The sequence below is a fragment of the Rahnella sp. PD12R genome (assembly GCF_019200965.1).
GTDB lineage: Bacteria > Pseudomonadota > Gammaproteobacteria > Enterobacterales > Enterobacteriaceae > Rahnella > Rahnella laticis.
This window is the reverse complement of record NZ_JAHTMS010000002.1, coordinates 349,788-375,101: the sequence shown is the minus strand read 5'-3', so window position 1 is coordinate 375,101 and position 25,314 is coordinate 349,788. Positions and strand designations below refer to the sequence as shown.

At 53.6% G+C, this 25,314-nt stretch carries 22 protein-coding genes and 1 tRNA gene; 13 read left to right on the top strand and 10 right to left on the bottom strand.

Annotated elements, in window-relative coordinates:
* Positions 1-320 precede the first annotated feature (320 nt).
* Genes KWG64_RS05665 through KWG64_RS05655 form a run of 3 tightly spaced genes read left to right on the top strand, consistent with a single transcriptional unit; the run spans position 321 to position 3,378 of the window.
* The gene (locus KWG64_RS05665; RefSeq protein WP_218521196.1) at positions 321-1,739 is read left to right on the top strand and encodes a glycoside hydrolase family 1 protein; all 1,419 of its coding nucleotides are present in this window, start codon (positions 321-323) and stop codon (positions 1,737-1,739) included.
* 13 nt (positions 1,740-1,752) lie between these two features.
* The gene (locus KWG64_RS05660; protein ID WP_255562093.1) at positions 1,753-3,063 is read left to right on the top strand and encodes a PTS sugar transporter subunit IIC; all 1,311 of its coding nucleotides are present in this window, start codon (positions 1,753-1,755) and stop codon (positions 3,061-3,063) included.
* 12 nt (positions 3,064-3,075) lie between these two features.
* Entirely contained in the window at positions 3,076-3,378 is a 303-nt protein-coding gene (locus KWG64_RS05655; protein WP_218521195.1) for a PTS sugar transporter subunit IIB, read from the top strand.
* A gap of 175 nt (positions 3,379-3,553) precedes the next feature.
* On the opposite strand, the gene KWG64_RS05650 is transcribed toward KWG64_RS05655, so the two are convergent.
* Positions 3,554-4,843, bottom strand: a complete 1,290-nt coding sequence (locus KWG64_RS05650; protein ID WP_218521194.1) for a glycoside hydrolase family 68 protein — start codon at positions 4,841-4,843, stop codon at positions 3,554-3,556.
* Between the two features lie 725 nt (positions 4,844-5,568).
* On the opposite strand from KWG64_RS05650, the gene KWG64_RS05645 reads away from it, so the two are divergent.
* Positions 5,569-6,483 (top strand): GGDEF domain-containing protein, encoded by a 915-nt coding sequence (locus KWG64_RS05645; RefSeq protein WP_218521193.1) that lies wholly within the window; start codon positions 5,569-5,571, stop codon positions 6,481-6,483.
* 68 nt (positions 6,484-6,551) lie between these two features.
* Here KWG64_RS05645 and KWG64_RS05640 read toward each other — a convergent pair whose 3' ends face one another.
* The gene (locus KWG64_RS05640) at positions 6,552-7,310 is read right to left on the bottom strand and encodes an EAL domain-containing protein (RefSeq protein WP_195812615.1); all 759 of its coding nucleotides are present in this window, start codon (positions 7,308-7,310) and stop codon (positions 6,552-6,554) included.
* A 398-nt stretch (positions 7,311-7,708) separates the two neighbouring features.
* On the opposite strand from KWG64_RS05640, the gene KWG64_RS05635 reads away from it, so the two are divergent.
* Entirely contained in the window at positions 7,709-9,472 is a 1,764-nt protein-coding gene (locus tag KWG64_RS05635; RefSeq protein ID WP_218521192.1) for an EAL domain-containing protein, read from the top strand.
* Between the two features lie 50 nt (positions 9,473-9,522).
* Here the strand turns inward: KWG64_RS05635 and KWG64_RS05630 are convergent.
* Positions 9,523-9,598: transfer RNA gene (locus tag KWG64_RS05630), tRNA-Asn, on the bottom strand.
* Positions 9,599-10,005: 407 nt separating this feature from the next.
* Here KWG64_RS05630 and KWG64_RS05625 point away from each other — a divergent pair.
* From KWG64_RS05625 to KWG64_RS05595, 7 genes are all read left to right on the top strand, one after another.
* Positions 10,006-10,878, top strand: coding sequence for a MurR/RpiR family transcriptional regulator (locus KWG64_RS05625; protein WP_218521191.1), 873 nt, complete (start codon positions 10,006-10,008; stop codon positions 10,876-10,878).
* Positions 10,879-10,908: 30 nt separating this feature from the next.
* Positions 10,909-11,490 carry a D-alanyl-D-alanine dipeptidase gene (ddpX, locus tag KWG64_RS05620; RefSeq protein ID WP_218521190.1) on the top strand — a complete coding sequence of 194 codons (582 nt, stop codon included), beginning with the start codon at positions 10,909-10,911 and terminating at the stop codon, positions 11,488-11,490.
* A gap of 46 nt (positions 11,491-11,536) precedes the next feature.
* The gene (locus tag KWG64_RS05615; protein ID WP_218521189.1) at positions 11,537-13,117 is read left to right on the top strand and encodes an ABC transporter substrate-binding protein; all 1,581 of its coding nucleotides are present in this window, start codon (positions 11,537-11,539) and stop codon (positions 13,115-13,117) included.
* Positions 13,118-13,275: 158 nt separating this feature from the next.
* On the top strand, positions 13,276-14,292 hold the full coding sequence (locus tag KWG64_RS05610; protein WP_195824515.1) for an ABC transporter permease: 1,017 nt from the start codon (positions 13,276-13,278) through the stop codon (positions 14,290-14,292).
* Positions 14,293-14,296: 4 nt separating this feature from the next.
* Positions 14,297-15,208, top strand: coding sequence for a D,D-dipeptide ABC transporter permease (ddpC, locus tag KWG64_RS05605; RefSeq protein WP_152326901.1), 912 nt, complete (start codon positions 14,297-14,299; stop codon positions 15,206-15,208).
* A gap of 1 nt (position 15,209) precedes the next feature.
* On the top strand, positions 15,210-16,223 hold the full coding sequence (locus tag KWG64_RS05600; protein ID WP_195812611.1) for an ABC transporter ATP-binding protein: 1,014 nt from the start codon (positions 15,210-15,212) through the stop codon (positions 16,221-16,223).
* Complete coding sequence (locus KWG64_RS05595) at positions 16,223-17,179, top strand: ABC transporter ATP-binding protein (RefSeq protein ID WP_218521188.1); 957 nt, start codon at positions 16,223-16,225, stop codon at positions 17,177-17,179. Before KWG64_RS05600 ends, KWG64_RS05595 begins: the two co-directional genes overlap by 1 nt.
* Positions 17,180-17,880: 701 nt before the next feature.
* Here KWG64_RS05595 and KWG64_RS05590 read toward each other — a convergent pair.
* The 4 genes from KWG64_RS05590 to galB are packed head-to-tail and all read right to left on the bottom strand — an operon-like array spanning position 17,881 to position 21,369.
* Positions 17,881-18,774, bottom strand: a complete 894-nt coding sequence (locus tag KWG64_RS05590) for a DUF1932 domain-containing protein (RefSeq protein ID WP_218521187.1) — start codon at positions 18,772-18,774, stop codon at positions 17,881-17,883.
* The gene (locus tag KWG64_RS05585) at positions 18,767-19,891 is read right to left on the bottom strand and encodes a 4-oxalomesaconate tautomerase (RefSeq protein ID WP_218521186.1); all 1,125 of its coding nucleotides are present in this window, start codon (positions 19,889-19,891) and stop codon (positions 18,767-18,769) included. Before KWG64_RS05585 ends, KWG64_RS05590 begins: the two co-directional genes overlap by 8 nt.
* Before the next feature lie 9 nt (positions 19,892-19,900).
* Positions 19,901-20,626, bottom strand: a complete 726-nt coding sequence (locus tag KWG64_RS05580; protein WP_218521185.1) for a 4-carboxy-4-hydroxy-2-oxoadipate aldolase/oxaloacetate decarboxylase — start codon at positions 20,624-20,626, stop codon at positions 19,901-19,903.
* Complete coding sequence (galB, locus tag KWG64_RS05575) at positions 20,623-21,369, bottom strand: 4-oxalmesaconate hydratase (protein ID WP_218521184.1); 747 nt, start codon at positions 21,367-21,369, stop codon at positions 20,623-20,625. The genes KWG64_RS05580 and galB overlap by 4 nt, the downstream gene beginning before the upstream one ends.
* A 151-nt stretch (positions 21,370-21,520) precedes the next feature.
* Between galB and KWG64_RS05570 the strand changes: the two genes are divergently transcribed.
* Positions 21,521-22,735 (top strand): LysR family transcriptional regulator, encoded by a 1,215-nt coding sequence (locus KWG64_RS05570; RefSeq protein WP_218521183.1) that lies wholly within the window; start codon positions 21,521-21,523, stop codon positions 22,733-22,735.
* 4 nt (positions 22,736-22,739) lie between these two features.
* On the opposite strand, the gene aroQ is transcribed toward KWG64_RS05570, so the two are convergent.
* From aroQ to KWG64_RS05555, 3 genes are read right to left on the bottom strand one after another with little or no spacing between them, the layout of a single operon-like run.
* Positions 22,740-23,180, bottom strand: a complete 441-nt coding sequence (gene aroQ, locus KWG64_RS05565) for a type II 3-dehydroquinate dehydratase (RefSeq protein ID WP_218521182.1) — start codon at positions 23,178-23,180, stop codon at positions 22,740-22,742.
* A 15-nt stretch (positions 23,181-23,195) separates the two neighbouring features.
* Positions 23,196-24,029 carry an amidohydrolase gene (locus KWG64_RS05560; protein ID WP_218521181.1) on the bottom strand — a complete coding sequence of 278 codons (834 nt, stop codon included), beginning with the start codon at positions 24,027-24,029 and terminating at the stop codon, positions 23,196-23,198.
* A complete protein-coding gene (locus KWG64_RS05555) occupies positions 24,026-25,288 on the bottom strand; it encodes a gallate dioxygenase (protein ID WP_218521180.1) in 1,263 nt (420 codons plus the stop codon). Before KWG64_RS05555 ends, KWG64_RS05560 begins: the two co-directional genes overlap by 4 nt.
* Positions 25,289-25,314: the final 26 nt, after the last annotated feature.

Here is a 25,314-nt window from a genome sequence, read left to right as displayed (position 1 = left end):
GTAAACGGTGGCTGTTCTCTGCGGGCAATTCGCGGGTCTAAAAATAATAACCTGACATTAATAATACTAAATTTATATTAAATTCTAGAAATTCATATTTTAAAATTATGAATTAGCATCGGGGCGACTATTTTCCCGAGAGTATGCCGGACGCCTGATATTCAATAGCGCCTTGAAGTTGAAACTGGAAACAGCTCACAGAAATAAACTAAAGCCTTAATCATTCATTTTCAGGTGCGCATTTAATTCTATGCTGACGCAGTTCAATAAACGGAATTCAACAAAATAACCGGCAACGATGGCTATTAAAGGACGACATAATGCATCACGACAAAAAGTTTCTTAATTTTCCTGAAGGATTCTGGTGGGGCAGTGCCTGGTCGGCAGAACAGGCAGAAGGCAGGGGAAATACCGGCAAAGGGCGCACGCAATGGGATATGTCGTGGGATAAAGAGCCGAACCGTTTTTATCAGGGCGTGAATACCGAGACCACAACGGATTTTTTTAACCGTTATCCGCAAGATATTCAGCTGATGAAAGATACCGGACATAACTCATTTCGCCTGTCGGTTTCCTGGGCACGGTTATTTCCGCAAGGAGACGGTGACGTCAGCCCGGAGGCGGTGGCTTTTTACCGCGATCTACTCAGGGAGATGAATGCCAGCGGTATCAGGCCGTTTGCCAATTTATTCCACTTCGATATGCCTGAACGCATGATGCAAAAAGGCGGATGGGAAAGTCGAGAAGTGGTGGAAGCCTACGTCCGTTTTGCCGATACCTGTTTCACTGAATTTGGCGATCTGGTTTTCCACTGGTTTACGTTCAATGAGCCGCTGGGGCCAGTGCTCGGCGGGTATATGGAAGATTTTCATTACCCGAATGTCGTCGATTTTCAGCGCGGCGTGCAGGTCGCTTTTAACACGCTTCTGGCCAGCGCTAAAGCCATTGAAGCGTTTAAACGCCACGACCTGACCAGTAAGATTGGCATTATTCTTAACCTGAGCCCGACCTATCCGCGCAGTGAAAACGGCTTCGATAAACAGGCGGCGGAATACGCAGATTTGTTCTACAACCGCAGCTTCCTCGATCCGTCCGTTAAAGGCACGTTCCCGAAAAAACTGATTGATACGCTGGAACAATACAACCATTTACCGTCCTGCACGCCGGACGATTTAGCCGTCATCCGCGACAATACCGTTCAGATCCTCGGCCTGAATTATTACGAGCCGCGCCGGGTCAAAGCGCGCTCTGCCGCCGTGAATCCGCAATCCCCGTTTATGCCTGAATGGTTCTTCGAAAGTTATGTGATGCCGGGCCGTCGTTTTAATCCTCATCGTGGCTGGGAAATTTACGAAAAAGGGATTTACGATCTCTGCATCGATATCCGTGATAATTACGGCAATATTGAATCTTTTATTTCTGAAAATGGTATGGGCGTTGCCGACGAACAGCGGTTTATTAAAAACGGCCAGGTTCAGGATACTTATCGAATCGGATATATCAAGAATCATCTGATCTATGTACATCAGGCAATCAGTGAGGGCTGTAATATAAACGGATACCATTTGTGGACCTTTATTGATTGCTGGTCGTGGATTAATGCCTATAAAAACCGTTACGGGCTGGTGGCATTAGATCTCACTTCACAAACACGCACGCTTAAATTAAGCGGTGAGTTTTATAAAAAGCTCAGTGACGAAAATGGATTTGAATTCGACGGATTCTATACCGAATTCTGACAGGGAAATAATCATGAAACTGATGGATAAAGCCGTGCTGGTGGCCCAGCATATCGGCGGGCAGGTGCATCTGCGCTCATTGCGCGATGCATTTGCCTCGCTGATGCCGTTTTTTGTTCTGGCCGGACTGATGGTGTTGCTCAATAACACTCTGTTAAAACCGGACGGGATATTGTCCGGTTTTGTTAATCCGATGCATCTGACCGAGGTTCAGACCATCGGAAATTCGATCGTCAACGGCTCGCTGAATTTCATTTCCATTCTGATAGCGGCGGCAGGCGCGTATCACCTGTGTCAGAACAAAAACTACCAGAATGCTATTGCGCCGGTGCTGTTATCGGTTTCCGTCGTGGTGATTTTTATGCCTGAAACCGTCCATCTGACGGCGCTGATTTCACAGCAACCGGTGGAAGTGACCGGCGGCATCAGTTTCGCCTCGACCGGTTCCGCCGGAATGTTTGTCGGCATTCTCACCGGGCTGATGGTGGCGTCGCTGTTTATCCGTCTTGCGGGCAATAAACGCTTGCAGGTCAATATCAGCGGCGGCGCAATTCCGCCAGCGGTTATCAATTCTTTCAACACGCTGATCCCGGTGATGCTGACTATGATTTTCTTCGCGGCCGGGTCGTTTGCCATCAAAACGCTGAGCGGCCTGGATGTGAATACGCTGATTGCGACGCTCATCCAGCAACCCCTGAAATCCGTGACCACCAGTCTGCCGGGCTTTCTGTTTATCACCACGGTCGCCAATCTTTTCTTCTCGGTGGGCATCCATCAGGGCGTGATTTCCGGTGCGGTGCTTGATCCCTTCCTGCTGAACAACATGCAGGAGAACACCTTAGCTTTTGCGCAGCATCAGGAAATTCCCAACATTATCTGTATGGCGTTTAAGGACACGTTTGGCGTGATGGGCGGTTCGGGAAACACCCTCGGTTTACTGATTGCCATCTTCATTTTTAGCCGTAAAAAGGATTACCGCGATATCGCCAAAATGGCGACCGCGCCGTGCCTGTTTAATATCAGTGAACCGATTATTTTCGGGTTACCCATCGTATTTAATCCTGCGCTGATCGTCCCGTTTGTGCTGGCGCCCGTCTTCAGCCTGACGATCGCCTACTACGCCACGGCGTGGGGCTGGATTAATCATGTCACCGTGCAGATCCCGTGGACCACGCCGCCGCTGCTTTCGGGGTTTCTGGCAACCGGCGGAGACTGGCGCGCTGCGGTTTTGCAGGGCGTGCTGATCGCGCTGACCGTCATGTTCTACCTGCCATTTCTCAAATTTGCCGAACGCGTCGCGATGGCGCAGTCAACTCACTCATAAAAGGACGTAACCATGATCAAAATTCTTCTGGTGTGCAATGCAGGGATGTCGACCAGCATGCTGATGGGCAAAATGACCACGGCGGCAAAAGAGCAAAATATCGAGGCTGAGATCTGGGCAATTCCGGATGTCCGGCTGAACGAAGAGTGGGCGAAAGCCGATGTGATCTTGCTCGGGCCACAGGTGGCGTATCTGAAAGCGCGGGTCGAAACGGTCACGCAGGGAACAAGGCCGGTGGCCGCCATCGACATGATCAGTTATGGCCGGATGAACGGAGTCGCAGTTCTGGCGCAGGCGATTGCTTTAAAGGGTTAAGTCAGATTCGCTGCTTGCCGTGAGGTGAAACGCATGCTTAAGTTCCCGTGAGGAGTGCCTCAGGCAGGGTGAAACTTAAGGTTAACTTTCTGATTGAATGAAAAAAATGCCCGATGCAGCGCACCGGGCATTTTGAAGGCAAACAAGTATTAACGTAAGCCAGAAACGCAGAGGGTCAGGCTTTAAGGATTACGTCAGCCATTGGCGGAATGTATCCGTAATCATATTCATCGACCACAAAAGTGCGATCACCCTTAATCTTGATTTTGACCGTTGGTGCTTCCGTGCCGCCGATGCGGTAATCCATACCGGTGGTAGTTTTGTCTGCAGGGACGCTATCAATGAATGACGTCACTAATCCATTGGGCATGACGTAGTGCGAGTAGGTCTGGAAAGGCTGAGATGGCGGATTCCCCAGCACTAATGCTGAACCGTTGAGCGGAACATAAGGTCCAAAAATCTCGTCGCTGACAAAGCCATAGACCCCATCCGGCCCTGTTAAACCATCACCATAAGTAAATTTATGGCTGATTGTGAACAGATAATATTTACCGTCCTGGAACACAAAATGCGGGCGCTCGGTCTGGTCGTTCACGCCAACCGCGGTCACCAGCGGCGGGAGCAATGTCCAGATATCCCCATTGTCGTCATCGGCTTCTGCAATACCAACGCAACCTGTCTGATAACGTGAATTACCCACATTTTCATAACCCGGCGGAACATCTCCGATCTCGTCAGGGCCGACAATATGTGTACCCCGCGCACCGGCCACATTTCCTTCAAATAACATATATAATTTGCCGCTTTTTGGATCGCGGAAGGGGAACGGGTCGCGAAAACCCCAGTACGGGTTTTGTGCTTCTGTCTGGTAAAGATTGCCGTCAGCCTCGAACAGTGCCTTCACGTCTGTAAAATCGCTAAGACTCACACCTTTATTAGAGGTCGTGATGCGGCCACGGACTTTGACAATCGTAGCGCCCGGCGTGACCGCTGTGTAATACAGATCAATCTCACCCTGATTATTTAACAAAATAGGTGAGCCAGCCCATTCGCGGGTCGTAGGAGAAACGCCTTCTTTCATTACGCGGCCGCCAAACTTCCAATTCTTCCCTGTTTTGGAATACCAGAAACACATTTTTGCACGGCCATGACGATTATTCCAATCCAGAGCAATATCGTAGTTACCATTGGCATCAATATAGTCAGGATTTTCAGGCTCACGATCAGCAGTCAGTGTGAAAATAACGGACCAGCCATTAACTGAGAGTACTTTTCCGTCAATATCACGCAGTGGCATGGTATCCCAGATGAACACAGTGTCACTCATTACCGGGAAATCAGAACTGACCAGCGGTTGCGTTGTTGTCGGGTCATTTTCGTTCACTTTCAAGGCGTCTGCACGTGTCCAGATGCTTGAATTTTTCGCCGGTTGTTCCTGCAAATCGTTGTCATAAATCTTACTCATAAACCACCTCATCATTTTCAAAGTAAAAATTAAAATCCAATTTATTAACTCACCATTTTGCCCGTCAGATTTATAAATTCAGGACCATCTGGCAGGATTAATATTGAAGAATAAAAATAATCTGATAAAGCAGATCGGGTTGTGTGAGAGACGGCAGGGCGCGGAGTGAATTAAATGGAATAAATATGAATTGGTATTTTTTTCTTAAAAGTTATCCGGGTACATACAGAGGAACAGCCGATTTGTAAGAGTTTGAAATATAAAAACCCATAACGAAGGCCTTATTTCGAGTTGCAGAAGTTACAATGCTTTAGAAAAATTAATGAATTCTTTTTTATCAACATGAAATCTTCCTGATTCAGTGGTGAAATTTTTTAGTTATAAAACCTGCTTTTTCTTGTCTGAAACAATAATATTGTGGAAAAAACTTGTTCGCTACGCATACAGGAAAGTGTATCTTCGTAAAAACAAGCAAATATTCCTGATAACAACGCCAGCTTCTACCTGACAGGCTTCCTTGTTACTTGTTTGTGGAAAAGATACACTCTTTCGTGTGATTTAATTACAGTGGCTACCTTGTTATGGACTTCATAGAGTTAACGTTTATTAACACGCTCGTGGGTATATGCATCACCTATACTTGTATCTCCATTCCATTGATAAACTACAGCGCTGCTCTGAGTGAACACGTATCATTGAAAATATTGCTAGGAATAGTCCTGGGTTTGGCTAGCATTTATTTATTCAATTTCGGGGAGCAACATAATACAAGTATTTACAGTGTTGTTATATCCCCAATCACTTTTGGCCTTATTGTCTTCGGGTATCCGACATTCTTTGCAAGCCTGATTGTCAGTGCTGTTTTTTTATTTGGGATATCGACATTCTATGATGCGTTTTCTCTTGTTTATTTTGTGATGTTACTCCTCTTTAATCTCAGGGGACGGATGCGGATCCGTTACGTAATATACTCATACTGCATTGCACAAGCCTTTAATTTGCTCACGCACATCAGTGCCCTCAATGAAAATGGCTACTGGACTCTTGCCATAATTAAAACCATTCTGAGTTTGCTGTATATCTCGCTGGTTTATGTTTTTTTAAATAACTTAATTAATTTATCTAAAAGAGAGTTGTTTTTCAAAAAGGCTTCAAAAACAGATCCGCTTACAGGGATCAACAACCGGAGAAGTATTGATGCCTATATTGAATCACTGAATGAATCTTATGGTGAGAAATTTTGTGTGCTCATGCTGGATATTGATAACTTTAAATATCTGAATGATACCTTCGGGCATCCTTTTGGCGATAAAGTGATTAAAAGAATTGCTTATCTTGTGAAGGAAAATGTGAGGGACAATGATTTCGTCGGCAGATATGGCGGGGAAGAGTTCATTGTTTTTATAAACGCTGATTTAGCGAATGCAGCCAGGATAGCAGAGGACATCAGGCTTGTTATTCAGGACAGCAATATAAAGTTAGACAGCCATGAAGTACATGTCACCGTTTCCATAGGCCTGGCTGAGCACATTGAGACACAATCTGTGCTTGAAACCATAGCAGCCGCGGATAACGCGCTATATACAGCCAAAACGAGCGGAAAAAATAAGACCATGACACTCAGTGAATCCGCCGCCTGACATTGTTGCTTTTACGTCGCGGCAGATGACTCATTTATCGCTATCGTTTACAGGATAGATTAGCTTATTTATAAATGCGTTTGACCTTTCCCGGGCATCAGTATTTCAATATCTTCCAGGGGAACGGATGGGAACAGAAAACCTTGTGCACAGGAGACGCCGCTATATCGCAGATTTCTTAGCTGGGTTCCGGTTTCAACACCTTCAACAATGATTGAGCTGCAATACTGGCTGATATTATCGATAATGGTTGGCCACATGACGGAATCACCATTTTCCCAAAAGAATTTTTTATCTATTTTGACTGATTCAAATTGGGTGTTTTTCAGCGTATTGATATTGCTGAAATCAGTACCGTAGTCGTCGAGCCATAGTTTATATTTGCCGGACAGCGTGTCTACCAGAATATTGCCTTCTAATTTATCTATTTTGGGGAAACGTTCAGATATTTCCAGTCTTATAAAATCATTACTGTCCAGGATTTCTTTTATATGATGATCTTCCAATATCATAATTGCCATGCTTTGGTCGATATTGAGGGAGCAAAGCAATTTATTTCGTTTAAAAAACGGGGATCGCGCGTTAATTTCAGTGAGCTGTGCTAGCAATAACTGGTGTTTAGATTTTGTATCCAGGGAACTGATAAATTTTTGAGGTTCGATTTTTCCGCCGCTGTATCCACCTTCGAAGCCAGTTAATAATTCGACTGCGTGTAGTAAACCTCCGACACTATAGATAGGCTCACATCTGAATTTGCATGAGACTTGAAAATTTAAACGCAACATCATCTCCTCCTTAAAAGTCCGCCATTTCGCAGAGGTGATCATTGATCACTTTCGCGAATTAATAAACACATATCGATCGATCTTTCCTATGATAAAACCTATTGATTAATATCTATTGATCGATGAAACAAATCTAATTGACTGATTTTAAGCGTTATATCTTTTTAAAAAACGGATAAAAACATTAGCAATCATAATATTTTCGAGGGCTGTCCGTTATGGATATTTCCGCGCACACCACCGGCACGGGTTTTCTATTAGGGATCTGTTCACAATACGGTGTGGGCAGCATGCGGTAGCTGACGCCGACATTTACTGGGAAACTTTATAATGTGGCGATAGGATGTGATGTGACGCCAATGTTGTCACCTTTGTCAGGCTAACGAAGGTATGACCACAGGCAAGGGAATAGAAAAGACTCATTACAACGGAGTATTGCTATGTTGACTGATCTCAGCAGCGATGAAAGTAAAAAGCGCGCAGCGATAAACCTGCTCAAGAGCCATGATGAGGTCCGGGATGAGGCGTTAAAAAAATATACACTTTTGGCCTGCCAGCTTCTCGATATGCCGATGTGCTTTGTTTCAGTTCTGGATGATGAAAAACAGTACATCAAATCCGCCCAGAATATGACGGTAACGGAAACGAGCCTCGGCGAAGCGTTTTGCACAATCACGCACGAACAAGGCGAAACGTATATTTGCCCGGATACCCAACGTCATCCGGATTTCAAAACTTATGACGCCGTTACTGAGGCGCCTTTTGTTCGCTTTTATGCCGGTTGCCCGCTCAAAACGCAGGATGGGGTCGCCGTAGGGACATTGTGCCTTTTAGATACCCAACCGCGCACTCTGTCCGGCGAGCAGATTAATATTTTTGAACAGCTGGCCGGGTTAGTGTCGGGCTTTCTGGCGTCCTGGCATAACGTCGGATATATCGACATTGTGACGCTGCTGCCGAACCGGCAGCGGATGCTTAAAGATATCGCTGTGTCAAAAGAGAACACGTTCAAACTCGTCATCATTGACTGTATCGACATGCCGTTTGCGTACGAAATGGCGCGGTCACTGGGCATGACCGCCGTGGAAAATTTATTGCGCGACATGGCGGTGCAGCTTCAGGCCCGGCTGCAACTGACCGAACAACTTTACGCCGTGGCGGTGGGGCGGTTTGCCTATTTCACTCACGATAAAGAGAATTCGGCCCTCGAAAATGTCGCCCGCTGTCTGCGGGGAATACAGGCCAAAATCAACCCTGAGGTTCCGCTGGATCTGGATATTCATATCGGCGATTCAGGCTGCTGTGATAACGCCATGATGCCAGGTGAAATCCTGCGTCGCGCGGTGAGTGCATTGCATGAAGCGATAAGTCACGGGCACCGGTATATGACCTACGATGAAGTGCTGGATAACCGTAAGAAGAATGATTTCAGCCTGCTCACGGGGCTGAGAGAGGCGCTCCACGAAGACCGGGGATTGTATCTGGTCTATCAGCCGAAAGTTTCGCTGCTGACCGGTCAGATTACGGGCGTCGAAGCGCTGCTGCGCTGGAAGCATGCTACGCACGGTGAGGTTTTACCGGGGTTGTTTATCCCGCTGGTGGAACGGACCAGCCTGATGCGGGAACTCACGGGGTGGGTGATTGATCATGCCATCGCCCAGTTAGGACTGTGGCGCGATCAGGGAATTTCTCTGCCTGTTTCAATTAATCTGGCCGCCAGTGATTTTTCGCGGCCCGATTTTGCGGATGAACTCGACCATAAAATGCGAAATGCCGGGCTGACACCCGCTTTGCTGGGTGTGGAGTGTCTGGAAACGGAGAAAATGCTGGAAAGCCCGGCGGCTCTCAACGGGCTTGAGATGCTGAAGTTACGCGGATTTAAAATTTCACTGGATGATTTTGGTTCGGGCTACAGCAATATCAATTATCTGCGTCAGATCCCCATGGACATCATTAAACTCGACCGTTCGATAGTCAGTAAAATTGCCAGCGATAAAGCCAGCCGAATCATTGTGCGCAACGTTGTCAGGTTGCTTAAGCAACTCGATTACGTAGTACTGGCCGAAGGTGTGGAAGATGACCAAACGGTCGACATCCTGCGTGGGTTGGGGTGTGACGAGGTACAGGGTTATGTTTACGCCAGGCCGATGAGGGCCGGTGATTTGGAAGTCTGGTATCACGACAGAAATAAAAGTCAGGTTTAATCCAAAAGCAAAACGCCCGCTTAAGTTTCCTTAAGCGGGCGTCTCTAATATGGCTCCTCTGACTGGACTCGAACCAGTGACATACGGATTAACAGTCCGCCGTTCTACCGACTGAACTACAGAGGAATCGTTGGAACGGGGCGAATAATAGCGACTGGCTGTGGGCATGTCAAAGGGTTAACGCAAAAACTTGCCTGAGTGCTCTCTTAATATCCAACTTGTTGACTCTTAAGACAAAGTGATTAAATCCTCTCCCATTTTTACTTCTTTTCTCATCTTCCCGTAAACCCTTTGCACTAAAAACAACCACAAGTTGCCTGATTGTTGTGCAGTGGTTGCGTGTAAGCAGCGTTTTACAAATTTCCAAGCACGTTCTTTGCCACTTTTTGTTCATTAAATCGTCACAAACTCCGATCTGCTGCACAAATTTCACACATTTGTGGGAACTGGCACACCCCGTGCATTGTTATTTTACTAACAACGGCTAGTTTTTTGACAATGAAGCAACAAAAGCAGCAACAGGGGATTAACCGATGCAGCCAGCGCAGGATGTGATTGAACAAATCGAAGCGTCATTCTCCGCGCAAACGCCGACGGGGAAGCGCATTGCCGCATATCTGCTGGCGAATCTGGCGCAAATTCCGTTCGAAACCGCCGACAGCATTGCGCGCAGCGCGGCGACCAGCGGCATTTCTGTCGGGCGTTACCTGCGCAGCCTGGGCTACCGCAACCTGGATGATTTCAAGCAAACGCTGCGCCAGCAAAGCGGAACTGCCTATCAACCGTGGGTCGTCACTGACCGCCTGGGCGCTTACCGCGAACGTAGCAAACAGCCGCAACAGGAAAAATTAGAGCAATCGCTGACGCTCGAACTTGAAGCCATTAATCATGTTTATCAGCTGGCGCAGACCGACAGTTTTGCGCAGGTCAGCCGCCGTCTGGCAGAGGCCGACGCGGTGTTTATTCTCGGCATTCAGTCGGTGCGGGGCATCGCCAATAATTTTGCGAGCTATCTCGAATATCTTCGCCCGAAAGTCTATTTCGCCGACGGGCTTTCCGGCACTTACGTGGAATCGCTAAATTCGGAATTCGCGCAGCCTTATCTGGTGGTGACCGATACCCGCGCTTACTCAAAAATGGCGCAAACCTATTGCGAAGCGGCCTGCGAACGTGGCCTGAACGTGGCGCTGATCACCGACATTTACTGTCCGTGGGCGCGCGATTATCCGGTCGATTTATTGCAGGTGAAAACGGATACCGGCCAGTTCTGGGATTCGATGGCGCCGCTCAGCTGCCTCTTCAACCTGCTGTGTTCTTCGGTGCTGGAACTGCGCGGGAACGATGTGGAACAGCGGCTGGCGAACAACCGGATTTTGCAGAAACAGCTCGGACAATTTGAATCGTAATTTTCTAAAACCAGCGGACAGAGTTTATTGATGAACACAAAAATACCCGACGTTGCCCTGATTGATCTGGCGCAAAGCCTGCCAGACGCGGTGATCGACCTGAAATATGCCACCGCCGATAACCTGACCGGTCAGCCGATTTACCGTGAATCGCGCTGCCTGCTGCACCCCGACGCGGCCGCTGCGCTGGTGCGCTGCAATGCGGTCGCGAAGCTGGCGGGATTCCGGCTGAAAATCTACGACGCCTACCGGCCGCAGGCGGCGCAGGCCTGTTTATGGGCGGCATTCCCGAATCCGGATTACGTCGTGGATATCAAACTCGGTTCGCACCACAGCCGGGGCGTGGCGGTCGATCTGACGCTGCTTGATGAACAGGGCGATGTGCTGGATATGGGCGCGGGATTTGATGAAATGACCGAAGTTTCGCACCCGTTTTACCCGGATTTGCCGCCGGTGATCCAGCGAAACCGTTTACTGCTCAACGCCGTGATGGCGTCGGGCGGTTTTAAAGGCATCACCAGCGAGTGGTGGCACTTCGAATTACCGGATGCCAAAACGTATCCGTTGTTGGACGAGCGGTTCGGCTGCTATCCGCCGGTTAACGCCGCGTAATCATTGCAAGTCTCTTATCACTTTTCATGAAGCCAGGAGTTCTCCGATGAGCAACACAGCAATCAGCACGTTCCGTAAAACCCATAAAACACGGATCGCCGGTGCCATTTTTCTCGCCCTGTCAGGTTTGAGTTTTGCCGCGCAGGCCGCCGTTCCGAAAGACATGCTGGTGATCGGTAAAGCCGCTGACCCGCAAACGCTGGATCCGGCGGTGACAATCGACAACAACGACTGGACGGTGACGTATCCGGCGTATCAGCGTCTGGTGCAGTACAAAACCGAAAACGGCAAAGGCTCCACGCAGGTGGAAGGGGACTTAGCGGCCAGCTGGACGGCGTCGCCGGATCAACTGGTCTGGACATTTAAACTCAAGCCGGGCGCGAAATTCGACGACGGCACCGACGTCAATGCCGGTGCGGTGAAATGGTCGTTTGAGCGCCTGATGAAAATTGCGCAGGGGCCGTCGGAAGCCTTTCCAAAAGACATGACGGTGACGGTGGTGGATCCGCTGACTGTCACGTTCACGCTGAAAACGCCATTTGCGCCGTTCCTGTATACGCTGGCCAATGACGGTGCGGGCATTGTGAATCCGGCAATTTCCAAAGCCAATCCGGCTGATGAAGGCAAGGCCTGGCTGGCCGGTCATACCGCCGGTTCCGGCCCGTATAAACTTGATCGCTGGCAGAAAGGCCAGCAACTGGTGCTGGTGCCGAACCCGCACTACAACGGGGCAAAACCGGCCTTTAAGCGTGTCACGGTCAAGATTATTGGTGAGAGCGCCACGCGCCGTCTGCAACTGTCGCGCGGTGATCTGGACATTGCCGATTCCCTGCCGATGGACCAGCTGGCGGCGCTGAAGAAAGAAGACAAAGTAGCGGTTGAGGAATTCCCGTCGCTGCGCGTGACGTATCTGTATCTCAACAACGCCAAAACGCCGCTTAATCAGGTGGATTTGCGCCGCGCGATTTCTTCTGCGGTGGATTATCAGGGCATGGTGAAGGGCATTCTCGGCGGTAACGCCAAACAAATGCGCGGGCCGATCCCGGATGGCATGTGGGGTTTTGACCCGACGGCCAAACAATACACCCTGGATCTGACACAGGCGAAAGCCGATCTGGAAAAAGTGAAAGACAAGCCGCAGGCGCTGGATTTCCTCTATTCCGATAACGATCCGAACTGGGAATCCATCGCGCTTGCCGTACAGGCCAGCCTCGGTCAGGCCGGGATCAACGTGAAGCTGGAAAAACTGGCGAACGCCACCATGCGCGACCGTATCGGGCAGGGCGATTACGACATTTCGATCGGTAACTGGAGCCCGGATTTCGCCGATCCGTACATGTTCATGAACTACTGGTTCGAGTCCGACAAAAAAGGGCTGCCGGGCAACCGTTCGTTCTATTCCAATCCTGACGTCGATGCGCTGCTGAAAAAAGCGGTGTCGGTAACGGATCAGAAACAGCGGACGGATTACTACCAGCAGGCGCAGAAAATTGTCATCGACGAAGCGGCGTATGTCTATCTGTTCCAGAAAAACTATCAGGTCGCGATGAACAAAGACGTCAAAGGTTTCGTTTTCAACCCGATGCTTGAGCAGGTCTTTAACGTTGCCCAAATGAGCAAGAAGTAATTATCCGCAGGATTTCCGCTTTAAACCCAAAATAGTTCGGGTTGCGGAAAGGCGGCAAGTGAAGGAATCCCCGGGAGCATAGTGAACTATGTGACCGGGGTGAGTGAGCGCAGCCAACGCATCAGCAGCGCGAAATATGAAGGGTTTTAAGGGGAAATATGACTTTCTGGACTCTTATCCGTCAGCGATGCTGGGGTTTGATACTGGTGATGGCGGGCGTTTGCGTCATCACTTTTATCATTTCGCACATGATCCCCGGCGATCCGGCGCGTCTGCTGGCGGGTGACCGTGCAAGCAACGAAATGGTCGAACATATCCGCGAGCAGCTCGGGCTGAATCAGCCTTTGTATGTGCAGTTTTTCCGTTATGTGAGCGACCTGTTGCACGGCGATTTGGGGACGTCGATCCGCACCGGCAGGCCGGTTCTCGACGATCTCAGGGCTTTCTTCCCCGCCACGCTCGAGCTGGCCGTCAGCGCGTTGTTTCTGGCCATCGTGCTGGGTATTCCGCTGGGCGTGCTGTCGGCGGTGTACCGCAATAAATTCCCCGATCATCTGGTGCGTTTGCTGTCGGTTCTGGGGATTTCCACCCCGGCATTCTGGCTGGGGCTGGGCGTGATAATTCTCTTCTATGGACATCTGAACCTGTTGCCGGGCGGCGGCAGGCTGGACGACTGGCTGGATCCGCCGGCCAATATCACCGGCTTTTATGTGCTCGATTCGCTGCTGACTGGTAACTGGGACACGTTCTGGAACAGTCTTCAGCATCTGGCGATGCCCGCGCTGACGCTGGCGTTCGTCCACATGGGTATTGTGGCGCGGCAAATCCGTTCTGCGATGCTTGAACAACTGAGTGAAGATTATATCCGCACCGCGCGTGCCAACGGCTTATCGCGCTGGCGGGTGATTCTGAGTCACGCGCTGCCGAATGCGCTGATCCCGTCCGTGACCGTACTCGGGCTGGCGATGGGCGATCTGCTTTACGGCGCGGTGCTGACCGAAACGGTTTTCGCCTGGCCGGGGATGGGCGCTTATGTGGTGAATTCTATTCAGGCGCTGGATTTCCCGGCGGTGATGGGCTTTGCGGTGGTGGTGTCGTTTGCTTACGTCATCGTCAATTTGTGCGTGGATTTGCTGTATGTGTGGATTGACCCGCGCATTGGCCGGGAGGGGTGAGCGAATGTCTGTAATTGAACCTGGCGTGAATAATCACCGTGCGGGTATTGTGCCGCCGGACGTCAAACCGCGCTTCGCCACCTGGCGGCGGACGTTCCATCTGCTGAGCCGCAGCCCGCTGACGATGCTCGGGCTGGCGATCATGCTCATCGTCCTTTTTATCATGATTTTTTCGCCGTGGCTGGTGCCGCACGATCCGAACGCCATCAGCCTCACCGACCGCTTGCAGGCACCGTCTGCCGCGCACTGGTTTGGCACCGATGAAGTCGGTCGCGACCTGTTCAGCCGCGTGCTGATCGGCAGCCAGCAATCGGTTGCCGCCGGGCTGGCGGTGGTGATTATTGCGGGCACGATTGGCTCACTGCTTGGCTGTTTTTCCGGCGTGGTCGGCGGTGTGGTGGACGCGCTGATTATGCGCTGCATGGACATCATGCTGTCGGTGCCGTCGCTGGTCTTAACAATGGCGCTCGCGGCGGCGCTCGGGCCGAGTCTGTTCAACGCGATGCTGGCGATTGCCGTGGTGCGCATTCCGTTTTACGTCCGGCTGGCGCGCGGCCAGACACTGATGCTGCGTCATCAGGCGTACATGCAGGCCACGCGCACCTTTGGCGCATCGCGCTGGCATCTTATTACCTGGCACGTTTTGCGCAACGTGATGCCGCCGCTGGTGGTGCAGGCATCACTTGATATCGGCACCTCGATTCTGATGGCCGCAACCTTAGGGTTTATCGGCCTTGGCGCACAGCAACCGACCGCCGAATGGGGCGCGATGGTATCGAATGGCCGCAATTATATTCTCGACCAGTGGTGGTATTCCGCATTCCCCGGCGTGGCGATCCTGATCACCGCCACCGGTTTTAACCTGTTCGGCGACGGTCTGCGCGACCTGCTCGATCCGAAAAGCAGAGGGCGCTGAAATGGCGGAACAAAACAACGCGCCGGTTCTGGAAATCGACAACCTGCAACTGGTTTTCCCGGTCTACGGCGGCGAAGTGAAAGCGCTCAATCAGGTATCGCTGTCGGTCCGTGCGGGCGAAATTGTCGGCGTAGTCGGTGAATCCGGTTCCGGTAAATCAGTCACGGCGATGATGGCGATGCGTCTTCTGCCACCGGACGGTTTTACCGTGACGGGCGGCGAATTACGCATGCTGGGCACCGATGTGGTCCACGCCAGTGAAGAACAGATGCGTACGCTTCGCGGCGCGCGGGTGGCGATGATTTTTCAGGAACCGATGAACGCGCTGAACCCGACGCGCAAAATCGGGCGGCAGATGTGCGAGGTGATCTGCCTGCACCAGAAAATCAGCAAAGCGCAGGCCTGGAAAAAAGCCACCGGCCTGCTGGAGGATATGCAGATTGCTGACGCGGAGCAGGTGATGTCGCGTTATCCGTTCGAGCTTTCCGGCGGCATGCGCCAGCGCGTGCTGATTGCGATGGCGTTTTCCTGCGAACCCGAACTGATTATCGCCGATGAACCGACGACTGCGCTGGATGTCACCGTCCAGCGTCAGGTTCTTCGCCTTTTGCAGCGTAAAGCCCGCGCCAGTGGCACCGCCGTCTTATTTATCACCCACGACATGGCGGTGGTTTCACAACTTTGCGACCGCGTGTACGTGATGTATGCCGGGCATGTGATTGAAAGCGGCAATACGACGGACGTGATCGACTCGCCGTCGCACCCGTATTCCATCGGCCTGTTGCAGGCAGCGCCTGAAAATGGCGAACCGCGCAGCCTGCTCAAAGCCATTCCGGGCACTGTGCCGAATCTCTCGAAACTGCCGCAGGGCTGTGCGTTTCGCGGACGCTGTAATCACGCCGATGACCGCTGCACCCAAACGCCGGGGCTCGCGCCGTTGCCGCAATTTCCGCGTCAGTCGGTGGCCTGCTGGCATCCGCAAATCCCCATCCACCGCACTGAGGAGATTTCCTGATGATTGCTGAAGCGTTAGTCGAATTGCAGGATGTCCGCGTGCGTTTCCCCGCCAGTTTTAACTGGCGCGGCAAACCGACCGGTTACGTCCACGCGCTCAACGGGCTGGATCTGAATATCATTCGCGGCGAAACGCTGGGGATAGTCGGCGAATCCGGTTGCGGTAAAAGCACGCTGGCTCAGTTGCTGATGGGGTTGCAAAAGCCAAGCAGCGGAGAAGTTCACCGGGCGCGTCATGATAATTCGTGGTTCGGTTCCGGCATGCAAATGGTGTTTCAGGATCCGCAATCGTCGCTCGATCCGCGTCTGCCCGTCTGGCGAATTATCACCGAACCGGTATTTGTGCAGAAACACAACAGCAGCCGCGAACGCCGCGAACTTGCCGCCACGCTGGCCGAGCAGGTCGGCATCCGCAAAGAATATCTGGAACGTTTACCGCATGAATTCTCCGGCGGTCAGCGCCAGCGCATTTCCATCGCTCGCGCGTTGTCGTCAGAGCCGGACATCATCGTGCTCGACGAACCTACCTCGGCGCTGGATATTTCCGTACAGGCGCAGATCCTCAACCTGCTGGTGGAACTGCAACGCCAGCGCGGCCTGACGTTCGTGCTGATTTCCCATAACGTTTCCGTCGTGCGCCACATGAGTGACCGCGTGGCGGTAATGTACCTCGGGCAGATCGTCGAACTGGGCGCCGCAGAAAAAGTGCTGACAGAACCACAGCATCCGTACACCCGTTTGCTGCTCGATTCCGTGCCCCGCGCCGGACGGCTGTTAGATGACGGCGTCGTCGATAAAAAAGGGGAGTTACCGAGCAACCGGAACCTCCCGATGGGATGCTATTTCCGGGAGCGATGCCCGCTGGCGGGCGATGGATGCCAATTACCGCAGGATCTGCGTGGGGGAAATGAGGGGATCAGTGTGAGATGTCATCGGGTTATGCCGGAGCGGGCATAAGAGCGCTTTGTAACCGTAATAAACATCAAAACCTTGGGTTGCCACCCAAACTGGTAAAACCTTGGGCTCGCCGCCCAAACTGGCCCAAAGGGCGCGTAAGCGCGCGCCCTCTGGACACCCGCGCTTTTTTAACTGCGCGCTGCCGCTCGCTGGCTATGTTCCAGAAGCTCCGGCTAGTGCCGCAAACGCCGCCGCTGCGCGGTCCTCTCATTTCGGATTCGAACCAGCGAGAAAAGAGACTCTCGCCGTTTCTCACCTCTCACTCAACGTCGTTTTGAAAGCGGCCAATGGCTTTCTCAATTCAAAAGCGGACTGGTTTTATCTTTAAGAAAGGCAAGCTGGCGCGCTCAGAAATTTTGCTGACCGAGGGTTCGAGACCGCAAGGCTCGAAGCCCGTTGGGAAGGCACCGCGAAGCGGCAAGATTTTGCGCCACACGCCGATATGCCAGAACATGTCCGTCGACCCAGCGATAGCGCGCAGTTAAAGAGCCCGGGATTCTCAAGGGTGGTGGCGACAGACCACCCTTGAGGCCGGTTTGGGTGGCAACCCAAGGTTTTGACCTGAGTTGAGCGATCACCGCAATTGAAAAACCGAAACTTTCCCGGTCAAACGCGAGCCTCTCACTGCAAGTGTAAAACCGAAACTTTCCCGGTCAGCATTTAGAACCGCCAGTTCGTGGCATCCGTACATTCAAGCCGCTTTATGTCCGGCCAGACATAATCAGATCCACCATACTCACCCAATTAAACGGCTCAAGGTCCGAATACCTCACCCCTTTTGCCGCCAGTTCATCAACAACCCCTTGTTGCACGCGCACAATCCCACTGCTCATGGCGCCTGCGACGCCGGCATCTTCCAGGGTTTTTACCACTTCCCGCATTTCCTCGGCGCGGCGCTTTCCGTGTTCGGCAATCCGGCTGATCAGGTAATGCGGCAATTTGTCGTCCCAGCCGAGTGACGGGAAACTGGCGTGCAGCGAGGCCAGCACTTCGTTTTCGACACCGTACTGACGCGCAGCGCTCAGGCATTCGGCGGTCAGGGCTTCCAGCCCTTTGATCATCACGCTGCGGCACATTTTGATGGCCGATGCTTCGCCGACCACGTTGCTGTGGACTTTGCTGTTAAACCCGCACTGGTTCAGCCATTCGCTGACGGTATGCGCGTGTGTGCCGCCCAGTAATAGCGGTGTTTTCAGCCGTGCGGGCGGATAAGGGGCCATGACGGCGACGTCGATGTAATGGCCGCCAGCCTGTTCTATTGCGGCCATCGCGGCGCGTTTGGTGTTCGGGGAAACGGAGTTCAGATCGAGAAAGGTGTGCTGCGCCGTGATATGAGGCGCAGCGGCGGTGGCGACGTTCAGGGATTCCGCTGCGGTCACGGCGGAGAAAATAATCTGGCTGCCTGCGAGCGCTTCGCACAGTGAATCTGCCAGCCGGATCCCTGCGCGTTGTGCGCGTTCGCGGATGATGCCGGAGCCGGTTTGTTTATCGAACGCGACGATGTCCGGCGCCGGATCCTGCTGTTTCAAATCGGTGGCAAGGATGGTGCCGACCTCGCCTAAACCGATTATCGCTATACGGGTAATGTCAGTCATGCTCTGCCTCCTGGTGGCCGCTCCAGACGCTGGCGGGAATGGCGACGCGGCCTTCAAAAATCAGGCGGGCGGTGCGCAGAAGGGCGCATCCGGCCAGCCGTTGTGCGCCGTCTTTTGCGGGGTCGAGTTGCAGCTCTACGCTGAATTCGCCGGTCGGGTGTTCCACACTGATAAGCGATGCCGCGCCATGAATCTCGCCGGACGGCGTGTGCGCCAGCCCCTCAGTCACCGAGCCGGGGATCAGACAGGCACCGGCGACGCTGACCGCACCGAGCACGCCAATCGAGGCGTGGCAGCGGTGCGGAATGAACGTCCGGCTGGAAATTGCGCCGCCGTTTCGCGGTTCCGCGATGAGCGTCATTTTAGGCACCGTACGTTGTGAAACGTCGCCGAGATTCATTTTAAAACCAGCCTGTAAACGGATCGATTCGAGACGCGCTTTCAGCTCAGAATCGGCGTCGAGCTGTTCACGGCTTTCATAGCCGCTGCGGCCTAAGTCTGCCGCGCGCAGCAGAACCACCGGCATGCCGTTATCGATACAGGTGACTTCGGTACCGTCGAAAACGTCCCGCGCATTGCCCGTAGGCAGTAATGCGCCACAGCTGGAACCGGCGATATCCGCAAATTCCACGCTGATTTTTGCCGCCGTGCCCGGCACGCCGTCGATGCGCAAATCGCCCTGATAGCAAACCTGACCGTCTTCAACCGGGACATGCGCCGTGGCAATCTGCCCGGTGTTTTCCATATAAATACGCACCGGCGTGATGCCGTTTCGGGCGGCAATCAGATTCCGTTCGAGGGCGAACGGGCCGACGGCGGCCAGAATATTGCCGCAGTTCTGGCCGTAGTCCACGACGGCGTTGTCCACGTTAACCTGCGCAAACAGGTAATCGACATCGGCGTCAGCGCGGGCAGAAGGGCGGATAACGGCCACTTTGCTGGTCAGCGGATCGGCACCGCCCAGCCCGTCTATCTGGCGCGGATCGGGTGACCCCATAACGGCCAGCAAAACGCGGTCGCGTAAAGCCGGGTCCCGCGGCAGATCGTCAGCCAGAAAGAAGGCGCCTTTAGACGTGCCGCCGCGCATTAACAGGCAGGGAATTCGGGTCTGTGGCATAACGGTTCCTCAGCGTTTGGCGGCCAGTTCCAGCTCCGCGGTAGAGTCGTAATATTTCAGCCCTTTTTCGGCCAGACGCGGACGCATGTTGTAAATATCCAGCCCGAGTTCGCCATCGGCCATCCGCGCCCGTTTGCTTTCTTCCAGCGCTTCCCGCTGGCGGCTGGCTTCACGCACCCGCGCGACGTCTTCGCGGCGAACCACTACCACGCCGTCGTCATCCGCCACAATGGCATCGCCCGGATACACCAGCTGACCGGCGCAGACCACCGGAACGTTGACCGATCCGAGCGTTTCTTTCACCGTACCCTGCGCATAAACCGCCCGTGACCACACGCGGAACCCCATATCACGCAGCGTTTTGGTATCGCGCACGCCAAGATCTGCCACCAGCCCGACCACGCCGCGTGCTTTCAGCGAAGTGGCCAGCAGATCGCCAAAGAATCCGTCGGAGCAGGGCGACGTCGGTGCGACCACCAGAATATCGCCCGGCTGACATTGTTCGACGGCGACGTGGAACATCCAGTTATCGCCCGGTGCGGTGAGCACGGTGACGGCGCTGCCGGAAATAGCGCAATCTTGCTGGATCGGCCGGATTGCCGGATCCAGCAATCCGGTACGGCCCTGCGCTTCGTGAACGGTGGCCACGCCAAAAGCGGCCAGCGCCGTGACATCAACAGAATTTGCCCGTGGAATATTGCGCACCACCACGCCTTTTTTGCCGGTTAAGCTCATGCTAAATCCTCCGTCACGCGCGGGAAGATGCTCTGATAACCTTCGCCGTAAACGATGTTTTTGGTGCTGGTGATGCCGACGTTGCGCTTGGCCTGAACGCCGCGCTGCTGGGCGACGCGGGTGTAGTATTCCCACAAATGTTCCTGACCGGCCATGCACTGAATCGCCTGATATTTTTTGTCCCAGACGTCAGTGATGTCGAGCAGCACGTCAGGTTTCCATTCGCACTGTTCCGGCTGATGCGGCTCGAAACAGTAAACCGGCGGTGCGCCGACGATGGTTTCGCCGGGTTTATAACCTTCAGCCTGGGCGATAATCCGCGCTTCCTGCGCCAGATGGGTGGCCATCGGATGATCGTAGTTGTACGGGTCTTTCAGGGAATGCGTCAGAACGAAATGCGGCTGCACGCGGCGGTAAACATCGGCCAGGCTGAACAGCGATGCTTTATCAGCACGCAGCGGATAATCGCCCATATCAAAAAACTCGACGGTAGCACCCAGAATTTCAGCCGCGGCCATCGCTTCCTCGCGACGGGATGCTTTCACAATCTCTTCGGTCATATTGCCTTTGCGCCACAGCTTGGCGGATTCGCCGCGCTCGCCGAAAGACAGGCAAACGATGTGAACGGCGTAACCGGCCTGCGTATGTTTCGCGATGGCACCGCCTGCACGCCAGACGAAATCGGCGGAGTGGGCGCTGACGACTAATGCACTTTTGCTTTCATCTTTTTTTGGCTGAGTCATGGATAGATCCTGGGTTTAGGGTGATCAGATTGCCTGAGTTCCATGCTGTCAGTCCGAGCCTGCGGCGGGTAATTCATTTGATTGCAGGGGGTATGCGTTTTATTTATATTGCTGAGGGATGTCACGAAAAAAAACCTGACGGGAGAAGGGGATGGCACAAGACGAGATGCTGAGTAACCTGATGCAAATACGCGCTTTTTGTCAGGTGGTCGATCAGGGAAGTGTATCGCGTGCCGCCGATGAGCTTTACCGCACGCAGTCGGCGGTGACGCGGGCGATCCGCGATCTGGAACAGGCTCTCGACGTGCCTTTGTTTGAACGTCATGCCAACGGAATGCTGCTCACCGATTTTGGTAAATGCGTGCTGCCGCGTGCGCGCCGGGCAATTGCCGAACTGCGGCTGATCCCGTCGCAGCTGGCGAAATTACACGGCAAAGCCGGGCAAACGCGCAGCGAAACTGAACCGCTGTATCTGTTTAACGTGCGTCGTTTACAGATTTTCATTTCGCTGTGTAAAACGCGGCATATGCAGACGGTCGCCACGCTGCTCGGGCTGAGCCAGCCTGCGGTTAGCGCGGCATTAAAAGTGCTGGAAAACGGTGCCGGTCTGGCGCTGCTGGAACGCACGCCGCACGGCATGATGCCGTCGCTGGCAGGGCAGGATATCGTGCCGAATTTGCGTCGTGCGCTTAACGAACTGCGGCATATTCCCGCCGATATCGCCGCCCGTCGTGGCGTGCTGGAAGGCACCGTGCAGGTCGGCGCGCTGCCGCTCGGGCGAACACGTTTGCTGCCGCAGGCGATCATCGGGCTGACGCAGCGTTACGGCGGCGTCAAAGTGATCACCAATGAAAGCGCGTTCAGCGCGCTGGCGTCTGAGTTGCGTTCGGGCGAGGTGGATTTCATATTCGGCGCGCTGCGTTCGAGCGATTATGCGGCGGATATGGTGACAGAAACGCTGTTCACTGAAAGCATGGTGATTCTGGCGCGAAAAGGGCATCCGCTGCTCAGTGAACCGGTAACGCAGGAACATCTGCGTACCGCGCGCTGGGTCTTACCGCGGGCGGAAACCCCGGCGCGACGTTTACTGGACAACAGCTTTACCGCGATGGAAATTCCGCCGCCCGATCCGGTGGTGGAAAGCGGCGATCTGGGCATCGTGCGCGGCTTGCTGCTCGGTTCGGATATGCTGGCCGCCGTTTCCGCCCGCCAGCTTGAGCATGAACTGGAAAGCGGCGAGCTGATAAAACTGCCGCTGGATCTGGCCGATACACACCGCGCCATCGGCCTGACTTTCCGCGCAGGAAGCCTGCTTTCCCCCGCCGCACAGGCGCTGGTGGAGGAAATCCGGCAGGTTTGCAGCTAGCGGTTCACTGACTCAAGTTCACCACCGCCTGGCGGATGGCGTATTCGTAGCCCTGAATGCCGAAACCGCAGATGACACCGACGGAAACGTCGGAGAGGAATGAGTGGTGGCGGAACGCGTCGCGTTTATGCACGTTGGTGATATGCACTTCGTACAGCGGCAGGCTGACGGCGGTGACGGCGTCGCGCAGGGCGACAGACGTGTGGGTCCAGGCGGCGGCGTTCAGCACGATGGCGTCGGTGGTGCCGCGGCAGGCCTGAATGCGGTCGATCAAATCGCCTTCGTGGTTGGTCTGGAAAAATTCGATTTCCGCACCGCAGCTTTTCCCGGTCTGATGACACAGTGTTTCGATGGTGGCCAGCGTGTCATAACCGTAAGTTTCCGGTTCGCGGGTGCCGAGCAGATTCAGGTTCGGGCCGTTAAAGACGGCAATTTTGTAGTTCATCGGGTCTTCCTTTCTTCAGTAATCTGCAAAACCAAACAGGTCTTTTGGCGTCTGCCACAGGATCTGGTGCCGCGTTTTCTCATCCGGGAATAAGTGTTCCACCAGCATCAGCAACGTGCCGAGATCCATCCGGTGTTCTGCGCGCAGGAACGGCCAGTCGGAACCCCACATGCAATGTTCCGCGCCGAATGCCTCAAGCAGCGCGTGCTGATAAGCGTGGCCGTCCTGATACGGAAAAGGCTGACGGCTGAATTTCGATAAGCCGGACAGTTTCACCCAGGTGCGTTGCTGGCTCGCGAGCTGTAACAGCGCCTGAAACGCCGGTTGCTGCAAGCCCTGCGTCACATCGGGGCGGCCGGAGTGATCGATGAGCAAACGGGTTTTCGTGCGGTTGATCAGCGGCAAAAGTGCCAGCAACTGGTCGCCTTGTACCTGAATGGCGGCGAACATGTCCAGTTCGGTCAGGCGTCCCATCAGGGCGTCGAGGTGTAAAAAAGGTGCCGTGCCGAGCATCGCCACATTCATCGCGATACCGACCACGCCGGCCTGTTTGAGCGCGGCGAGTCTATCCAGCGGAAGTTCAAAAGGCACCACGGCGATGCCCCTGAAGCGGCCATTGCCTTTTTCCAGCGCATCCAGCAGGCATGAGCTGTCGGTGTTATACCCTGACGTCGGGCCGACAATCAGGGAGTGGCGGATGTTGTAGGCTTGCATCACCGCGCGGTAATAATCGGCGGTGCCAATCTCGTGTCCTTCCGGACGGTACGGCGTGTCCGGAAGGTACGGGAAGCGCGCCGGATCAAACACGTGATGATGGGTGTCGATCTTGGGTTGCTCAAATATCGTCATGCTTTCGCTTTACCTGCTACCGAGTAGAGAACTTGCTGATTGCGGGTCTTCTGGAATTCCTCCAGCGTTTCACCGCGCATCGCGGAATAAATATGTAAGTTGGACACGCCCACCACGGCACCGAGTTTTTCCAGCAGGAAGAAGCTCACGCCGTAATGAATCATCCCGCGCCAGTCGAGTTCGCGCAGGAGTTTTTGTTCATCAGCGGTCAGTTTGTTTTCGGCAAACATCGCGTTCTGGTCAGTGAGGAAACGCTCGCGCCACGCGGGCTGGATCAGGCGATGCAGGAACCGGTTCATGCGGAACGCTTTCAGGCTGCGCGCCTGAGTAAACGGATAGGTGCCCGGCAGTTTTTCCACGCCCGCCAGCTGTTGTGCGATTTTATCGCGCTGACGCTGCTGCACGTCCACCGGCGCTTCGCGGGACTGATTTTCGAGGATCAGCGTCGCAATACCGGTCATCGACGGCAGGTAATAGGCCTGATGCAGTTTCTTCACGTTGGCGGAAAGTGCGCCGCGCATCACCAGCCACATGATGACTTCCGAACCTTCCAGCCCGCCAAGCGTGGCGAATTCCGCCAGCGTCATTTCGGTCAGACGTTCCGGGTCGTTCACGATCATATCGACAAACTGTTCGTCCCATTGCGGGTTGTTAAAGCCGCAACGTTCGCCGTGAACCTGATGGGAAACGCCGCCGGTGGCGACAATCGCCACGTTCAGATCTTCCGGAAAACTTTCGATGGCGCGGCGCAGCGCCTGACCGAGTTTGTAGCAACGGCGCGCCGTCGGGATCGGGAACTGCAACACGCCAATTTGCAGCGGAACGATTTGCGTCGGCCAGCCGCTTTCATGCGGCATCAGTGCGGAAAGCGGCGAGAACAGGCCGTGATCCAGCGGTTTGTCCTGGAAGAACGACATATCAAATTCGTCTGCCATCAGGCTGGCACCGATGTGCTGAGACAGCGCCGCATGGCCTTTCACCGGCGGCAGGTCGCGCGGGCCGCCGCCTTCATCCGCGACTTCGTAGTGATCATCAATGCCTAACGTAAACGCCGAATAGTGATCAAAGAAAAAGGACGTGACGTGGTCGTTGAAGATATACACCAGCGCGTCGGGTTTCTTTTCTTCGAGCCATTTTTGCATCGGCGCAAAACTCTCGAAAATCGGTGCCCAGGCGCTTTCGTCCTGTTTGTTGTGATCCACTGCAAAACCGATAGTCGGGGTATGTGAAACCGCTAAACCGCCTATGATCTTAGCCATCTTAAATCCTCTGAACTTTTTGTAGG

Coding starts and splice junctions, on each gene's coding strand:
- KWG64_RS05665 (WP_218521196.1), top strand. CDS start 321: ATGCATCACGACAAAAAGTTTCTTAATTTTCCTGAAGGATTCTGGTGG.
- KWG64_RS05660 (WP_255562093.1), top strand. CDS start 1,753: ATGAAACTGATGGATAAAGCCGTGCTGGTGGCCCAGCATATCGGCGGG.
- KWG64_RS05655 (WP_218521195.1), top strand. CDS start 3,076: ATGATCAAAATTCTTCTGGTGTGCAATGCAGGGATGTCGACCAGCATG.
- KWG64_RS05650 (WP_218521194.1), bottom strand. CDS start 4,843: ATGAGTAAGATTTATGACAACGATTTGCAGGAACAACCGGCGAAAAAT.
- KWG64_RS05640 (WP_195812615.1), bottom strand. CDS start 7,310: ATGATCACCTCTGCGAAATGGCGGACTTTTAAGGAGGAGATGATGTTG.
- KWG64_RS05635 (WP_218521192.1), top strand. CDS start 7,709: ATGTTGACTGATCTCAGCAGCGATGAAAGTAAAAAGCGCGCAGCGATA.
- KWG64_RS05625 (WP_218521191.1), top strand. CDS start 10,006: ATGCAGCCAGCGCAGGATGTGATTGAACAAATCGAAGCGTCATTCTCC.
- ddpX (WP_218521190.1), top strand. CDS start 10,909: ATGAACACAAAAATACCCGACGTTGCCCTGATTGATCTGGCGCAAAGC.
- KWG64_RS05615 (WP_218521189.1), top strand. CDS start 11,537: ATGAGCAACACAGCAATCAGCACGTTCCGTAAAACCCATAAAACACGG.
- KWG64_RS05610 (WP_195824515.1), top strand. CDS start 13,276: ATGACTTTCTGGACTCTTATCCGTCAGCGATGCTGGGGTTTGATACTG.
- ddpC (WP_152326901.1), top strand. CDS start 14,297: ATGTCTGTAATTGAACCTGGCGTGAATAATCACCGTGCGGGTATTGTG.
- KWG64_RS05600 (WP_195812611.1), top strand. CDS start 15,210: ATGGCGGAACAAAACAACGCGCCGGTTCTGGAAATCGACAACCTGCAA.
- KWG64_RS05595 (WP_218521188.1), top strand. CDS start 16,223: ATGATTGCTGAAGCGTTAGTCGAATTGCAGGATGTCCGCGTGCGTTTC.
- KWG64_RS05590 (WP_218521187.1), bottom strand. CDS start 18,774: ATGACTGACATTACCCGTATAGCGATAATCGGTTTAGGCGAGGTCGGC.
- KWG64_RS05585 (WP_218521186.1), bottom strand. CDS start 19,891: ATGCCACAGACCCGAATTCCCTGCCTGTTAATGCGCGGCGGCACGTCT.
- KWG64_RS05580 (WP_218521185.1), bottom strand. CDS start 20,626: ATGAGCTTAACCGGCAAAAAAGGCGTGGTGGTGCGCAATATTCCACGG.
- galB (WP_218521184.1), bottom strand. CDS start 21,369: ATGACTCAGCCAAAAAAAGATGAAAGCAAAAGTGCATTAGTCGTCAGC.
- KWG64_RS05570 (WP_218521183.1), top strand. CDS start 21,521: ATGGCACAAGACGAGATGCTGAGTAACCTGATGCAAATACGCGCTTTT.
- aroQ (WP_218521182.1), bottom strand. CDS start 23,180: ATGAACTACAAAATTGCCGTCTTTAACGGCCCGAACCTGAATCTGCTC.
- KWG64_RS05560 (WP_218521181.1), bottom strand. CDS start 24,029: ATGACGATATTTGAGCAACCCAAGATCGACACCCATCATCACGTGTTT.
- KWG64_RS05555 (WP_218521180.1), bottom strand. CDS start 25,288: ATGGCTAAGATCATAGGCGGTTTAGCGGTTTCACATACCCCGACTATC.